This is a genomic window from Bacillus sp. FSL K6-3431 (genome assembly GCF_038002605.1).
In the GTDB taxonomy this organism is placed as follows: domain Bacteria; phylum Bacillota; class Bacilli; order Bacillales; family Bacillaceae_C; genus Lederbergia.
In genome coordinates, this window is the sequence record NZ_JBBOCT010000001.1 from 3,599,344 (window position 1) to 3,615,572 (window position 16,229).

Consider the following 16,229-nt stretch of genomic DNA (forward strand, 5'->3'; position numbering starts at 1 on the left):
TACATTTAGGATAGCACAATACAAAGCCACCTTCATCCTTCCAACCAATCCATATTCTGATCTTCACTTGTCCATTGAAACCTCTCAAGATCAACACGCAGCTTTGCGTCTATTACTACGCCTTCCTTCTCCAGCAAAACTTTCTGCTTGCCTCCATCACTAATCACAATGTCACCTTTCGCATTTACAACGCGATGCCATGGCAATTGGTGTTTTGCGCTCATGGAGTGAAGAACTCTTGCTACTTGCCTCGCACCTCGAGCATTACCAGCAAGCCTCGCGATTTGCCCATATGATGCAACCTTTCCTTCTGGAATACCGCGAATCACTTGAATGATTTTTTCTGTAAAAGTTTTCATTTTACTTCACCCACCAATCATACGTGTTCAAAAAGGTGCCAAATTAGAAACGAGAATTTCGAGGCGAGAAGGTTTTGAGGATCAGACTTGCACAGGATGTGCTGACTTCTGTGTTGCTCACACGACGTGAGCGGTCTTAACAGAGGATCCTTTTCCTTAGAAGAAGTACCTAATTGCCAACGAAGAAATTCGCCGTTTATATTTGGTGAATTTTTGAACATACACCAATAGTATAACATTTTACCTTTTAAAATCCGGCTGTCAGGGTAAAAGTAATACAAAGAAGGGAGTGTCAATAATGACAATTAAAAACGCAGGAGAAGGTAAAGAATTCAACGAAGGCAGATTAATAAAAACAGAGCTATTCCAGGAAGGAAAAACGACCGCATTAGTACTGAACTTTTTACCTGGGCAAATATTGCCGCCGCATCCGCATCCAGACTCCAACGTTTATATATATGTAATCGAAGGAAAAGGAATATGCAAGATTGACGATAAGGAAAATCCTATATCTGAAAAAGATGTCATACATGCCGCAGACAAACAGCATGTAAGTATCGAGAATACCGGCGACGCTACATTAAGTATTTACATTGTTCAAGCCCATGAATCATTATAAAATGCTTGAAAATCTTCCTACAGTATGACATGTTTAACAAAAAAGGGAGATATTATGGCGAAAATCATGATTGTTGAGGATGATCCCAAAATCGCAGTACTTCTTCAGAGCCATCTAGAGAAGTATGGATATGATGTCGTACTCACAGAAGAATTTGAATTCGTAGTGGACCTTTTTCAAGAGGCGAAGCCGGACCTTGTGTTATTGGATATTAACTTACCAAGTTTTGATGGGTATTATTGGTGTCGACAGATCAGACAGATTTCCACTTGCCCGATTCTGTTTATTTCTGCTCGGTCAGGAGAAATGGACCAAGTGATGGCTTTAGAAAATGGAGCAGATGACTTTATCACAAAGCCTTTTCACTATGAGATAGTCATGGCGAAAATTCGTAGTCATCTCCGACGTGCATACGGGGAATATGCACCAAAAGTAGAGGAACGGATTGTCGACTTGGAAGGACTTATTCTTTACGTGGAAAGAATGGAATTACAAAGAGAAAATGCTATTGTATCATTAACTAAAAAGGAAACGATTCTTCTCGAAATGCTGATGAAGCGATCACCAAGAGTTGCAAGCCGTGAAGTAATTCTTGAAAAACTTTGGGACGACCAATCTTTTGTAGATGAAAATACGCTAAATGTTAATATCGCAAGAGTACGAAAAAAGCTTCAAGAATTAGGGATAGAAGAAGCAATTGAGACAGTCAGAGGAGCGGGATATAGAATCAATCCATCCTGGGAAAATAAACAATGAAATTATTTTTAAGAGAGCATGTCCCACTTGTACTAATCAATATCATTCAAATAATGATTATCATATTTATTTTCTGGATAGATGGATATCGAGATTATCCGCTTGCTCTTTATTCGGTATTTCTTGGTACCTTTCTATTAACTGTCTATTTAATTTATCATTATATCACTCATAAAGACTTTTACAAACGGTTGACAGTCTCGATGAGAGCATTTGATGAAGCAAATCGAACGCTAGGCAACGCTCCACTTCCAGAAGCACTTGAAGGACTTCTAAAGGCGCAGTATACCCAATATATGAATGAACTACATATGCAGGCGAAAAAGCGTAGCGACCATCTTACATTCATTAACCAATGGGTTCATCAGATGAAAACGCCTCTCTCTGTAATTGAACTGATCGCCCAAGAAGATGACGATGAGAAATTTGAAAGCATCCGAGAAGAAGCGGAGAGATTAGGTAAAGGTCTAGAAATGGTTCTATATGCGGCTAGACTGGAAGCCTTTGAACATGATTTTCAAGTAGGACCAGTTTCTTTGGGGGAAATAACGGAGCAAGCGATTCGTGACAATAAACGTTTGTTCATTAAAAGCAGGGTGTATCCGGAAACCAAGATTCATTCAGAAGTACTTGTTGATTCAGATGAAAAGTGGCTCATTTTTATTTTGAATCAATTTATTACAAATGCTGTAAAGTATTCAACAGGCAAATCGCAAAAAATTATTATCTCCGTTTCTAAATGTGAAGAACATGCGTTGTTCGAAGTGGAGGATTATGGAGTCGGGATCGCAAAGACAGATATGAAACGCGTTTTTAAGCCATTTTTCACAGGGGAAAATGGTCGGCTTTATCGTGAATCAACAGGAATGGGCTTATATTTGGCGAAAGAGGTGTGTGATCGCCTCGGCCACAATATTGAAATCAAATCTGAAAGAGGCACAGGAACAAAGGTGAAGCTTACCTTTCCTTCCCAGTCCAGTTCTAGCACTTAACCGAAGATCCTCTTCGCTCTATGTTTCTTGGAGGCCATCAGGCCAAAGGCCACAAAGGCTTTAGCACAGGATGCGCCGTTCCTAGTCTTTCTTCTTGCATTCTGTATAACCTTACAAAAGTGTAATAAAACTGAAAGCTGAACCGATGGTTAAAAACCCCTTTTTTCTATTACACTATGTGTAGAAGAGAAAGGGGTTTATTATGTTGGATATGTTAAAAATTAAAAACTTAAGTAAAGTATATGATGGAAAAGTAGCTTATAGAGCTTTAAATGATATTGATTTAACTATTGAAGCAGGTGAGTTTGTTGGAGTGATGGGGCCATCTGGGAGTGGGAAAACGACCATGCTTAATATGGTGGCAACCATCGATCAACCGACATCAGGCGGTATCTTAATTAATGGAAAAGATCCATTTCGCTTAAAACAAAATGATCTTGCATTATTTAGACGTAGACAATTGGGCTTCGTTTTCCAAGATTTTAATTTGCTTCATACTTTAACGGTTGAGGAAAATATTGTTCTACCGCTTACACTTGACGGCGAAAAGGTGAGAGTAATGGAGGAAAAGGTAAATATGATTGCTGAAAGATTAGGCATTACAGATATTTTAAAAAAGCGCATATATGAAATTTCCGGTGGACAAGCGCAAAGAACAGCAATTGCTCGTTCGATTATTCACTCGCCTAGCATGGTGCTAGCTGATGAGCCAACTGGAAATCTAGATTCGAAATCTTCAAAGGCAGTGATGGAAACCCTTGAGAATATTAATAAAAAAGATAAAACAACGATGATGATGGTGACACATGATTCGATTGCAGCAAGTTATTGTGATCGTGTTGTGTTTATAAAAGACGGAAAATTGTTTAACGAAATTCACCGTGGTGACAATCGCCAAGCCTTTTTCCAAAAAATCATCGATGTGTTATCGCTATTAGGAGGGGATTCACATGACCTTTCGACAATTCGCGTTTAACAACGTCATTCGCAATAAAAGGACATATGCCGCTTATTTTCTAAGCAGTACATTTTCCGTACTCGTATTTTTCATTTATGCGATTTTCGCCTTTCATCCTTCTTTATCAGCGATCAATGCGAATGTTTCTATGGGATTGCATGTTGCTGAAGGGATTATTTATGTGTTTTCTTTCCTATTCGTCCTCATTTCCATGAGTGCCTTTTTGAAATCGCGAAAAAAAGAATTCGGATTGATGGTCATGCTTGGGATGACGAATACGCAGTTACGAAGAATGGTCTTTCTAGAAAATGTCTTTATTGGTTTTTTTGCAACTATTTCTGGTATGGGGCTTGGCCTCGTTTTTGGAAAAATAATATTGCTTGCTGCAGAAAATATTTTAAATTTAGAGGAAACCCTGCCATTTTATTGGCCAATTCAGGCTTTGCTATTAACATTTATCGCTTTTTTATTGTTGTTTATTATCATCTCCTTTTCGACGGTCTCGATTTTAAAAGGGAATAAGCTAGTCGATTTAATTAAAGGAAGTTCTGCACCGAAGAAGGAGCCGAAATCCTCTGTTGCATTATCGATTATTGCCGTTCTATTACTGGCAATCGGTTATGCTGGAGCATTGTTGGCTCGTAATATGCAAGTGGTAATGGCGATGATCCCGGTTATCATTGTTGTAACGATAGGTACCTACCTTCTTTTCACCCAACTAAGTGTTTATACGATCAATAGGCTTAGAAGGGGAAAATCCCTATTTTGGAAAAAGACAAATATGGTGCTTTTTTCGGATCTTGCTTATCGAATGAAAGATAATGCTAGAACATTCTTCTTTGTGGCGATTGTATCTACTGTTGCATTTTCAGCAATCGGCTCGCTCGTTGGTTTCCGCTCGATGATGACCACGGCCGCCGTTGAAGAAAGCCCATTTGCATTTACTTATACAAATGAGGGGAATGTCAAAGGGGAAGAACATATCAGGCTGATCAAGGAGGAACTTGCTGATATTCCATATAAGGAAGCAAGTGTAAAAATGAAGGGGATTAATTTTAAAGAAACTAATTATCCCATGTTCGTTGTAAGCGAGACAGACTATAATCAACTGGTGGAGATTGGAGAACTGGGATTTAAGAAGGTCGACATCCAACAAAATGAAGCAATTCCTATTCAATACCATAGTTCGATCGGTATGACGCCAGATTGGGACCGTGGAAAAATCATTTTAGAAGAAGATAATATTGTCCTTAATCAAAACGAAAGAATCTTATCCAATTTATTTCCGCCTTATCATGATTATTTTGTTGTAGATGACGCGCTTTTTGATAAGCTACAACAGGTTGAATTACAACAGGAATATTCGGCCTTTTATATAAAGGATTGGAAGGAAACGGTTGAAGCTGGTAAAAGTTTAATACAAAAGATTGGCAAATTCGGAGATGCTTATCAATTCCATTCTTTAGCTTTTGATTGGAATGAAGTGAATCAAGGGTACGGGGCAATTCTTTTTGTCGGTTTGTTTATCGGGGCAGTATTTTTCGTAGCTGCTGGAAGCTTTCTATATTTCCGACTTTATGCTGACTTAGAAGATGAGAAGCGTAAGTTTTCCGCGATCGGAAAATTAGGATTAACTGACAAAGAATTATCAAAGATTCTCTCAGTCCAGTTAGCACTCTTGTTCTTTGTGCCAATTATTGTCGCTGTTATCCATGGTGCCGTTGCACTTACAGCTCTTCAACATATGTTTAACTTTAGTTTAGTGAAGGAGTCCGCACTTGTACTAGGAAGTTTTAGTGTGATACAAATCGTTTACTTTTTCTTTATTCGCGCCAATTATATACGAAAAATAAAAAGATCGATGTAAAAAAGATATATTATATTATCGCATATGAAATTCGTCCATTGAATAGACCTGATATTTTTAAGTGATTACATTGTTTCAAACTTGCATGCTATAATATCAGTATTCGAATCAAAGGGAGAATTTTATAAATGGATTGGAAAAATATATACCGTGGGCTTTTAATGGGAGTGACAGATTTGATCCCAGGTGTCAGCGGCGGAACCGTAGCATTTGTGCTTGGAATCTATGATCGTTTACTAGAAGCAATTAGTGGGTTCTTCAGTCGCAATTGGAAAAAGCATATCGGGTTTTTGGTTCCGTTGGGAATCGGAATTGTCGCTGCGTTACTTATATTTAGTAGATTGATTGATTATTTGTTAGAAAGCCATCTAGCATCTACCCAATTCTTTTTTATGGGACTGATCATTGGTGTTATCCCATTTATATTGAGGCAAGCGGAAGCAAAACAAAATTTTAAATCAAACCACTTTATTGGATTAATTGTGGTGGCAATTTTGCTTGCCTCACTTGCTTTTATTAAACCGGATGAAGCTGTAGCACCAATCACTTCTTTAAGCATGCCAGTGTTCTTTCTGCTTTTTTTTTCGGGCTGGTTAGCAAGCATGGCTATGCTTCTGCCAGGTATTAGTGGGTCGTTTATTTTGCTATTAATCGGTGTCTACACGACGGCAATTAAAGCTTTAAAAGATTTTAACATTCCTTTAATCCTTACAATAGGTGCAGGGGTCATTATTGGTTTCATTGTGAGTAGTAAGGCGATACGTTATTTACTTACGCATTATCAACATATGACCTATGCAGTTATCGTTGGATTAATATTCGGTTCATTCTTCGTCATGTTTCCGGGCGTTCCAGGGGGATCGGAACTATGGCTTAGTATCATCACTTTCCTAGCGGGCCTTGTTTTTTCGTTATGGTTTAGTTCCGAAAAATTCACGAAAAAAAGTCAATGAAAAAATTATTGGCTTTTTTTTATTTGTGGTGTATAGTGTGTATATAGATATACACACATAAACTTAAGGGGGAGACTTATTTGGAAAGCTGGAGACAGGCACTTTGGTTAGTGAAGTTTGAATTAAGGGCATACAGAAAAAATATGTTTTTCGCCATGCTGCCTTCTTTATTACTTTATTTCGCTATTGTCTATACATTGGAGAGCGATAAAGTAAATGACGGATCAATTTCGATGCTAGACGATATCCTTTTTGTTACTATCTTTTGGTTTGCGGTTGTTTGGATGAAACCAAAAGAGTTCCAATATCAAAAATTAGCTGGAAAGTTTTGGGCTTCACCATATTTTGTCATGTTAAAACAGTTACCGATCCCTAAAGATATTTTGATCAAGAGCCGTTTTCTACAATATTATGTGACTTCGATCCCAGTCCATCTACTTGTATTAATGATGATATTTATCAGTTCGCCAACGATAAGAGATCTATTATCTCCTGGTGAATATATCGCATTTTCACTTATTTGGCTTAGTTCGGGTATGGTGATGGGAGGCGTTTTTCCAGCTAGTGAATCTGGAGAATATAACTCAAAATTAAAATTAGTAATATACACTATTATTTCGATCGTTGTGTTTCTTGGAGGGTTTATTGCTCTTTATATATTTACTGGTGAAGGCCTCGTTTATTGGTCGATTGTTGCTGCAAATAAATGGCCTATTCTATCAGCCTCTTTCTCCATCTGTATAGCGGTAGCCTTCATGATTTATTGGCCACATTATATGAGGAAGAATATCGAACGGATCGATTATTTTAAATAGAAAGAGAGGAAGCGACAGATGCAACTTCCAATTCGACTTTCAAAGGATTCGCGGGAACCGATTTATTTTCAAATAGAAGAACAAGTAAAAGCGCTAATTGCAAGTGGGCAATTGAGTGCAGGAACACTTCTTCCTTCGATTCGTTCTCTTTCAAAAGATCTTGAAGTTAGTATGATAACGACGAGAAGGGCGTATCAAAATTTAGAACAGCAAGGATTCATTCGGACAACGCAAGGAAAAGGAACATTCGTCTCTGAAATCGAAGAAGGATTGAAAAAAGATGTGAAAATAGCAGCAGTAAAGCTTGCATTTGAAACGGCGATTGAAACAGCACTTCGCCATGATTATTCTTTAAAGGAAGCAGAAGAGATATTTCAAAGCATAGTTGAAAACTATCAAAGGAAGGGGGAGTAAGGAATGGAACAGGCTGTAAGAATAACAAATGTACAAAAACAAATAGATGAATTTCAGTTAGGACCAATCGATCTTCAGTTTGAATCAGGGATGATTACTGCGCTCGCGGGAAGCAATGGTGCGGGGAAAAGTACCTTGCTAAAAATAATCATGAATTTAGTAAAACAAAATCAGGGAAATATAGAACTTTTTGGAGAGGTCATCCGTAAAGAAGAGGAGAATTGGCAGAAGAGGGTTGCATATTTGCCGCAATCAATGCCGGGAGTTGTCCCTTTTACAGGAAGAGAACTTAAAAGCTTAGTTGCACATTGGTACCCAAGTTGGGACGAACAACTATTTAATCAAATGATTGATTTATTTGAGATCCCTTTAACAAAGCAGTTTGAAAAATTATCGCAAGGGGCAAAACAGAAATTAAATTTAGCTCTGACACTTCCACGGAATGCCGTTTTGCTTATATTGGATGAGCCAACTTCGCATCTTGATATTCCAGCAAAAAAGATGTTACAAGACTTACTAGCAAATTGGATGGAACGCGGCGATAGAACACTTATATTTGCTAGTCACCAAGTCGAAGAGATTCGTAAACTTGCTGATTATATCGCTGTTATGAAAAACGGAAGGCTGATAGGACAGTTTGAAAAAGAAGCACTGACAGAGCAGTATAAACGCTACTGGTTTTCAAACCCTATACCAGAAAATGCAATTCCAGGTGAAGTGGAGCGCAAAGGTAGAACGATCGTTACGAGCAACCCTCAAAAAACAGAAATGTTTTTTAGAAATAAAGATATGCAATGGTTAGACTCAAAAGCTGTCGAACTTGATGAAATATTAACATTTATGTTGAACAAGAAAGGGTGAGCCAAAATGGAAAACGTTTTAACCGTAAACAAGCTTGGAAAATCATTTAAAACAAAACGCGTCATTGAAGATATCAGTTTTGATGTTCGTAAAGGTGAAATTATGGCAATATTGGGGCCAAATGGAGCAGGGAAGTCAACGACGATTAGAAATATAATGGGAATTATGTATCCTGATGAAGGTAGTATTGTGTTTCATAATCATGCAGCGAATGAAATCCCGCGTCATAAAATTGGTTATTTGCCTGAAGAGCGGGGTTTATATAAAAATGTAAAAGTAATGGATATGATTTTATATTTAGCTGACTTAAAAGACTATCCAGTGAAGAAGGCGAAAGAGCGAGCTCTTGCCTATTTAGCTAAATTTGATCTGGAAGGGAAAGAGAAAGTGTCTGTGGAAGAGCTGTCGAAAGGAATGGGGCAAAAAGTTCAATTTATTGCTTCGATCATCCATGAGCCTGAATTACTGATTTTAGACGAACCATTCTCAGGATTAGACCCAGTCAGCCAAGAGCTTTTTAAAAAAGAAATTAGAGAACTCGCAAATAATGGGACTGCAATTCTATTATCCTCACATCAAATGAATGTTGTCGAGCAATTATGCGACCGATTATTTATGATTCACCGTGGACAAAAAGTAATTTATGGAACAATGGAAGATGTTAAAAATCAGTACGCAAACTTCAAATGTACAATTAAAGGAAGGAATGATCTTTCGGTATTAGAAAAACTGTCAAATGTGCAGCGAGTCGAGCAGTCCGATGATACGGCTATTCTTTATTTAACGCAAGACGTCGTTGTGCCACTGTGGCTGAGACAACTTCCAGAAAGTTTACACATTCAAGAGCTTTCAATTGATAGAATTTCTCTCCATGAAATTTTCATTGATGTAGCAACTGACAAACATATACTCCAAGAAGGAGGCGCTGTCCATGCGTAATAGCTTAAAGGTTGCAAAGTGGGAAATTAAAAGGAATATGACAAATAAATCATTTATCATTTCCCTTTTATTAACACCCGTTCTATTTATGATATTCTTTTTTGTGCCTTCTTTCTTTAGTGATAAAGATTCAAATAATACAGTGAAGGTACATGTTCTTGACGAGTTGAATGTTTGGGGTGAACTTGAAAAGGCAGTCGAACAGCAGGAGTTGAATACGTGGGATTTGCAAAAGACGGATATAGCTGAAGCCGATATGGCTAAAGCTGCTGTTGACTCGGAACAATCTGTGTTCATTGCCATGACAGAAAAAGGACTTGAGCAAGGTCAGGTTCACATGTATATGAGTGATGATGTAGATGAAAATTTTCAGTATGAAGCATTCATTTTAGAAGAACCACTACGGCAGGTGCAAATCGAGCGCCTTGGTTTGACGGCTGAGCAAAAGGCCGTGATCGCAAGCCCAATTTCAATTGAGCCGATGTATACTGAATCTACAGAGACCAGTGAGGAAGTAGAATCTGGCGAAGAATCAACGGCTGATCCACTGAAGCGAATTATTCCAGGTGCATTTGCAGGCATCATCTTATTTTCCATTGTCATGACGGGGATGATGATCTTCCAATCAGCGTCACAAGAAAAGAAAGAAAAGGTCGCGGAAATTATTTTATCTTCGCTGACACCGACGGAATTAATGCAAGGAAAAATAATTGGTTATTTTGTTCTTGGTATTACCCAAGTGATGGCATGGCTCGTTTTTCTTATTCCACTTGTCATGTGGAAACTCGATATACCAATAATGGAGTACTTATTAGTCCCTGAGTTATTATTGCTTTTATTTATTGCATTTGCAGGCTATCTTCTGTTTGCGGCAATTTTTGTCGGACTTGGAGCAACTGTAGAAGAGATGACAGCAACAAGTAATTTCCAAGGGATGATTATGATGCTTCCTTTCTTACCGTTTCTATTTATTGGTCCAATCATGAGTGATCCTAGTGGGCTGATTGCAAAAATCGGCTCATTTATTCCAATTACTTCCCCTGCAATATTACTGCTTCGCCTTTCCATGTTAGAAGAATGGCCGTGGACAGAAATAATTATTGCGTTAGTCATTTTAGTGATTAGTATTTGGCTATTTATGAAACTTGCCGGAAAAATATTCAAAATGGGAATTTTGATGTACGGAAAAAACGCGACACCAAAAGAAATATGGAAGTGGATGTGGGCTTAGAAGGGAATTGTGTGAGTTGTTTGGGGGTTGTTTGGGTGCCTGGCACCCAAACAACCCCCAAACAACCTTCTCGACGGGACAGCTACCTTATTTTGTGCAAATATTTTCAAATAACAAGAATTCATATATAATAGTCTATTAAGTATAGCAACAGGAGATGTGAATAAAAATGTCTGTTAAAGTAAATATAGAGAAAAAAGCAAAACAGCTAAATAAGAAGTTTGAAAACCGCGGCCGTTTATTAGTAAAATGCCCAGATAGACCGGGGATTGTTGCGGCGGTGTCCAAGTTTTTATGTGATCATGATTCAAATATTATTGAATCAAGTCAATATACAAGTGACCCAGAAGGCGGAGCTTTTTTCATTAGAATTGAATTTCAATGTGAGGATCTAATGTCTAAGCGTAAGCAAATGGAAAAAGACTTTGCAGATCTCGCGGCTACATTTTCGATGGACTATGATTTTACATATGGAAATGAGCGGAAACGTACGGCTATTTTCGTTTCACAGGAGCCACATTGTTTAATGGAGCTTCTTTGGGAATGGCAAAATGGTGACCTTGAAACAGATATTGCTGTTGTAATCAGTAATCATGAAGATTCACGCGGGATCGTCGAATCGCTTGGTATTCCGTTTCATCATATACCGGCGAATAAAGATATTCGAAAACAAGTAGAAGAAGAACAGATTCGTTTAATGGAAGAATATAATGTTGAATTATTAATTCTTGCGCGTTATATGCAAATATTAACACCGGAGTTTGTTGATCACTTTCCAAATCAAATCATTAATATACATCACTCGTTTTTGCCGGCATTTATCGGTGCACGCCCGTACGAACGCGCATATAATCGCGGTGTGAAATTAATTGGAGCAACTTCACATTATGTGACGAATGATTTGGATGAAGGGCCAATTATTGAACAGGATATCGATCGTGTGGATCACCGTGACCGTGTAGATGATTTAAAGAAAATAGGTCGACAAATTGAACGGCGTGTTTTAACACGAGCTGTAAAATGGCATTTAGAAGATCGAGTAATTGTCCATGAAAACAAAACGATTGTGTTTCACTAATTTACATGCGATAGTGTTACTTGTACGAAATAAGATGTAAGTGAATTTGAAAGACCTTCTGAAAAATGGAAGGTCTTTTTCCATTCAATATTATGGTACTGCTGTCTTTGGATTTATTTTAGTTCCGAAGTTTGGAGCGGAACGAACTCCCTGCTATGCTGAAAGAGAATTTCGTTAGGAGGTAATAAAATTTGTTTTGGGAAACCTTGTTTTTGTATAAAAATGTAAAAGGTATCGCAATTTCGGCAGCTATCTTTTTGTTATTTCTGCTTTTTGGAAGATATTCGCAAAATATGTGTTTACGCTTTTATTAAAATTGAGTAGAAAAGCACAGAGTACATTGTTCACCTATATTTGGTTAGCATTTGAAAAACCTATGCAGTGGTTGTTTATCATTATCGGGATTTATATTTCAGTTGAATACTTCCCACTTTTTGAAAATACAAATTCATTTTATTTAAATATGATAAGTTCTTCCATTATCTTTTTGATCGGTTGGGGTTTGTTCAACCTCTCGGGGTCTTCTTCCCTTCTTTTTACAAAGATCAATGAAAAATATAATATCGAAATTGATGATATATTAGTTCCGTTTTTATCTAAGGCGTTACGATTTATCATTATTGCAATAAGTCTTAGCATGATCGCTCAAGACTTTGATTATGATGTGAGTGGATTAATTGCTGGATTAGGTCTAGGTGGACTTGCATTTGCGTTAGCGGCAAAAGATGCACTCGCAAATTTATTCGGGGGCGTGGTCATTATTACAGAAAAACCTTTTACAATAGGTGATTGGATAATGACGCCAAGTGTTGTAGGCTCCGTGGAGGATATTAACTTTCTTAGTACAAAAGTGCGTACGTTTGCCCAAGCTCTAGTCACAGTACCGAATGCCACACTAGCAAATGAATCGATAACAAACTGGAGTAAAATGGGGAAGAGAAGAATTAAGTTTAATTTAAGGGTTGCTCATGATACTTCTAAGAATACATTAGAAAACATTGCTACGCAGATTGACGAATTATTTAAAAATCATCCTGGCGTACATCAAGAGAAGATTTTCGTGACGTTCGATGAATATTAGGCAAATGGATTAGATATTTATCTGTATTTCTTTACGAAAACAACTGTCTGGGGAGAATACTTAAAACTAAAAGAGGAAATTAACTTTGCGATAATGGAAATACTCGGAAATGAAGAAGTTTCATTTGCATTGCCAAGCAGCAGAATATATGTTGAATCTGAAATGGAAGGTCATCGGAAAGGTGATTCTTCATTAAATCAAGAAACTTAATACAGAAATCCTCGGTCCATGCGGATCGGGGTTTTTTTAGGTTCCGTTCACGAGTAGGCCCATGTCATAGAATTAACATCGATCTATCTATATTTACATTCGTTATTGCATATATATGGAACGTACTGACGACTCTTTTTTACGGCGAGATCTGTGATGAACACAAATTAATCATTCTTTAGTTTTATGTAGGTGGATCTATATGGAACTAGCATAAAAATGGAGGTTGTTCCTCGTGGCTAACAATGTAGTGAATGAAAAAAGACTTAAAAACTATTTAAACGGTGAGTGGTTAGAGCCAAAAGAGGCAATTTATGCAGCAGTCCATAATCCTGCTACTGGTGAAAGTATAGGCGAGGTTCCTTTATCACCTATAGCTGTAGTAGATAAAGCGGTGGAATCAGCTAAGATGGCCCAAAAGGAATGGGCGTTGATCCCAGCTCCACAGCGGGCAGAAGTTTTGTATCGGGTCGGATATTTGATGAAGGAAAGAAAAGAACGACTTTCGCAACTTCTAACAATGGAAAATGGAAAAGTAATTGAGGAAGCCCGAGGTGAAGTACAAGAAGGAATAGATATGGCTTTTTACATGGCTGGAGAAGGAAGGCGCCTATTCGGTCAAACGACACCATCCGAATTAAAAGATAAATTTGCGATGAGTGTACGTGCTCCAGTTGGCGTAGTCGGTATTATTACTCCATGGAATTTTCCAATTGCCATTGCTACGTGGAAGTCATTTCCGGCCATTGTAGCTGGAAATGCAGTGGTTTGGAAGCCTGCTACTGAAACACCATTCATGGCCTATGAACTTGCTCGTATTTTTGCGGAGGCAGGATTACCAAATGGTGTCTTGAACGTTGTTTTTGGCTCCGGTTCTACACTTGGAGAGGCGATGGTAGAGCATGAAAATATCCGTGTGATTTCATTTACTGGTTCAAATGAAGTTGGCAGAAACATTGCTAGCAAATGTGGTCAGCTGTTAAAAAAGGTCTCCCTTGAAATGGGTGGAAAAAATGCGGTCATTGTAATGGATGATGCTGATTTAGACTTGGCAGTTGAAGGGATTATTTGGAGTGCATTTGGAACAAGTGGGCAAAGGTGTACGGCGTGTAGCAGGGTGATTGTTCACGAAAATGTGAAAAATCGTATGGAAGCAAAGTTATTATTGGAAATGGAGAAGCTAACGATTGGCAATGGCTTAAATGAACATGTGAAGGTCGGACCGATTATTAATAAACCATCTTTGGCAAAAATCCAACGTTATATCGATATTGGTAAAAAGGAAGGAGCGAAACTTTTAGCTGGCGGTTTTGTCATAAATGATAAGGAGTTTGCGCGGGGAAATTACTATGCACCGACGATGTTCACAGATGTAAGTCCAAATATGCGGATTGCTCAAGAGGAAATCTTCGGTCCTGTTGTCTCGCTAATCCCAGTGAAAAGTTTTGCAGAAGCAATAGCAGTAAATAATAATGTTTCGTTTGGATTATCTAGTTCTATTTTTACTAAAGATATAAATAAGGTATTTACTGCACAACGTGATCTTGATACTGGAATTGTGTATGTAAATGCGGGAACGACTGGAGCGGAAATTCATTTGCCATTCGGAGGAACGAAAGGAACTGGAAATGGACATCGTGATTCAGGTGTTGCTGCGTTGGATGTATTTACAGAATGGAAAAGTATCTATATTGACTATAGTGGCAGGCTGCAAAGAGCACAAATTGATGTAGATTAATCATATACTATCAAGCAATCTCCATTTTGAAGATGGTGTCGCGCACTCTTGTTTTTAGGAGTGATCCCATTCGTAAGGAGGGAATTGATAGATGAAAATAGCTGTCTTAGGATCAGGTTTGATGGGGAAAGAAGCGGCGCGTGATTTAGTCCGAAGTATAGAAGTGAAAACGGTAGGACTTGCTGATATTGATTTAGTCCGTGCTAAGCAAGTGTGTGATAATTTGAAGTCAGATAAGTTGGAAGCATTTCGTGTTGATGCAAGTAATCAAGCGGAATTGGCGCAGTTTATCCGCCAATATGATGTAGTGATTAACGCGCTTTTTTATTCTTTTAATGAAACTGTCGCAAAAACAGCGATTGCTACTGGGGTAAATTGTGTAGATCTTGGCGGTCATATCGGTCATATAACCGATAAAGTATTGAAGCTTAAAGGTGCGGCAAAAAGTGCTCAGACTACAATTATCCCCGATTTAGGGGTTGCTCCTGGGATGATTAACATATTGTCAGGATATGGGGAAAGTAAGTTAGATAAGACTGAATCGATAAAAATGTATGTAGGTGGGATTCCTGTCAGACCCGAACCCCCACTTGAATATAACCATGTATTTTCGATGGAAGGGGTACTTGATCATTATACAGATCCTTCTTTTATCATCCGCAATGGAGTAAAACAAGAAGTGCCGTCTTTATCTGAAATAGAAAGAATATACTTTGAGAAATTCGGTCCTTTGGAAGCTTTTCACACGTCAGGTGGTACCTCAACATTGTCTTATTCCTATCCTTTTTTAAATGGATTGGAATACAAAACAATTCGTTATCCAGGTCATGCTGAAAAAGCGAAGTTGCTTGTAGACTTAAATCTGACTCGTAAGAATTATGAAGTAGAAATTAGAGGGCAAAAAGTGAAGCCAAGAGAAGTATTATTAAAAGTCCTCGATCCAATCGTGGATTTAAAAGACAAAGATGACGCCGTCTTACTTCGTGTGATTGTTTCAGGTGAGAAAAATGGAGTGAAAACCACTCATTCATATGAAATGACGACATATAATGACAAATCTACGAAAGTCACAGCTATGGCGCGGGCCACAGCTAACACGATTTCAGTTGTCGCGCAAATGATCGGTAATGGCACGATTACAAAAAAAGGTGTATATCCTCCCGAACAAATTGTGCCAGGAAATGAATATATAAAAGAAATGGCGAAACGAAATATTAGTATTATTGAAACAGAAACAAAAAACGAATTCAATTCATAAAGAAGGCTGCGAATATAGATTTCGCAGTTTTTTCATGGGGGGTTATGTCATTCAATAAAATAAAGTTAAGTTTCTCTCCTATGAGAAAGGGAATGGAGGA

17 protein-coding genes are annotated in these 16,229 nt (G+C 38.0%); 16 read left to right on the top strand and 1 reads right to left on the bottom strand.

Translation table 11 applies throughout. The annotated features are described in order from the left end of the window. Window positions 1–32: 32 nt before the first annotated feature. A complete protein-coding gene (locus tag MHB53_RS17525) occupies window positions 33–359 on the bottom strand; it encodes an MGMT family protein (RefSeq protein WP_340920758.1) in 327 nt (108 codons plus the stop codon). 298 nt (window positions 360–657) lie between these two features. Here MHB53_RS17525 and MHB53_RS17530 point away from each other — a divergent pair, with 298 nt between their 5' ends. The 16 genes from MHB53_RS17530 (at window position 658) to MHB53_RS17605 (ending at window position 16,129) form a co-directional block, all read left to right on the top strand. After that, on the top strand, window positions 658–978 hold the full coding sequence (locus MHB53_RS17530) for a cupin domain-containing protein (protein ID WP_340920761.1): 321 nt from the start codon (window positions 658–660) through the stop codon (window positions 976–978). Between the two features lie 54 nt (window positions 979–1,032). Next, window positions 1,033–1,734, top strand: coding sequence for a response regulator transcription factor (locus MHB53_RS17535; protein WP_340920762.1), 702 nt, complete (start codon window positions 1,033–1,035; stop codon window positions 1,732–1,734). After that, window positions 1,731–2,726: a sensor histidine kinase gene (locus tag MHB53_RS17540; protein WP_340920765.1), complete on the top strand. Its 996-nt coding sequence runs from the start codon at window positions 1,731–1,733 to the stop codon at window positions 2,724–2,726. Before MHB53_RS17535 ends, MHB53_RS17540 begins: the two co-directional genes overlap by 4 nt. 211 nt (window positions 2,727–2,937) lie before the next feature. Further along, window positions 2,938–3,702 carry an ABC transporter ATP-binding protein gene (locus tag MHB53_RS17545; protein WP_340924799.1) on the top strand — a complete coding sequence of 255 codons (765 nt, stop codon included), beginning with the start codon at window positions 2,938–2,940 and terminating at the stop codon, window positions 3,700–3,702. After that, entirely contained in the window at window positions 3,677–5,551 is a 1,875-nt protein-coding gene (locus tag MHB53_RS17550; RefSeq protein WP_340920767.1) for an ABC transporter permease, read from the top strand. The genes MHB53_RS17545 and MHB53_RS17550 overlap by 26 nt, the downstream gene beginning before the upstream one ends. A 128-nt stretch (window positions 5,552–5,679) precedes the next feature. Continuing rightward, window positions 5,680–6,504: a DUF368 domain-containing protein gene (locus MHB53_RS17555; RefSeq protein ID WP_340920769.1), complete on the top strand. Its 825-nt coding sequence runs from the start codon at window positions 5,680–5,682 to the stop codon at window positions 6,502–6,504. Between the two features lie 80 nt (window positions 6,505–6,584). Continuing rightward, window positions 6,585–7,319: a hypothetical protein gene (locus MHB53_RS17560; RefSeq protein WP_340920771.1), complete on the top strand. Its 735-nt coding sequence runs from the start codon at window positions 6,585–6,587 to the stop codon at window positions 7,317–7,319. An 18-nt stretch (window positions 7,320–7,337) separates the two neighbouring features. Then, on the top strand, window positions 7,338–7,733 hold the full coding sequence (locus MHB53_RS17565) for a GntR family transcriptional regulator (protein ID WP_340920773.1): 396 nt from the start codon (window positions 7,338–7,340) through the stop codon (window positions 7,731–7,733). Between the two features lie 3 nt (window positions 7,734–7,736). After that, window positions 7,737–8,594, top strand: coding sequence for an ABC transporter ATP-binding protein (locus MHB53_RS17570; protein WP_340920775.1), 858 nt, complete (start codon window positions 7,737–7,739; stop codon window positions 8,592–8,594). 6 nt (window positions 8,595–8,600) lie between these two features. Continuing rightward, window positions 8,601–9,533, top strand: a complete 933-nt coding sequence (locus tag MHB53_RS17575) for an ABC transporter ATP-binding protein (protein ID WP_340920777.1) — start codon at window positions 8,601–8,603, stop codon at window positions 9,531–9,533. Beyond that, window positions 9,526–10,764, top strand: coding sequence for an ABC transporter permease (locus MHB53_RS17580; RefSeq protein WP_340920779.1), 1,239 nt, complete (start codon window positions 9,526–9,528; stop codon window positions 10,762–10,764). The genes MHB53_RS17575 and MHB53_RS17580 overlap by 8 nt, the downstream gene beginning before the upstream one ends. Window positions 10,765–10,933: 169 nt before the next feature. Further along, window positions 10,934–11,842, top strand: a complete 909-nt coding sequence (purU, locus tag MHB53_RS17585) for a formyltetrahydrofolate deformylase (protein ID WP_340920781.1) — start codon at window positions 10,934–10,936, stop codon at window positions 11,840–11,842. Window positions 11,843–12,182: 340 nt separating this feature from the next. Then, window positions 12,183–12,923 (top strand): mechanosensitive ion channel family protein, encoded by a 741-nt coding sequence (locus MHB53_RS17590; protein WP_340920785.1) that lies wholly within the window; start codon window positions 12,183–12,185, stop codon window positions 12,921–12,923. Between the two features lie 21 nt (window positions 12,924–12,944). Next, a complete protein-coding gene (locus MHB53_RS17595) occupies window positions 12,945–13,133 on the top strand; it encodes a hypothetical protein (protein WP_340924801.1) in 189 nt (62 codons plus the stop codon). Between the two features lie 235 nt (window positions 13,134–13,368). Then, window positions 13,369–14,871: an aldehyde dehydrogenase family protein gene (locus tag MHB53_RS17600; protein ID WP_340920788.1), complete on the top strand. Its 1,503-nt coding sequence runs from the start codon at window positions 13,369–13,371 to the stop codon at window positions 14,869–14,871. A 91-nt stretch (window positions 14,872–14,962) separates the two neighbouring features. Continuing rightward, window positions 14,963–16,129 (top strand): saccharopine dehydrogenase family protein, encoded by a 1,167-nt coding sequence (locus MHB53_RS17605; protein WP_340920790.1) that lies wholly within the window; start codon window positions 14,963–14,965, stop codon window positions 16,127–16,129. Window positions 16,130–16,229 lie beyond the last annotated feature (100 nt).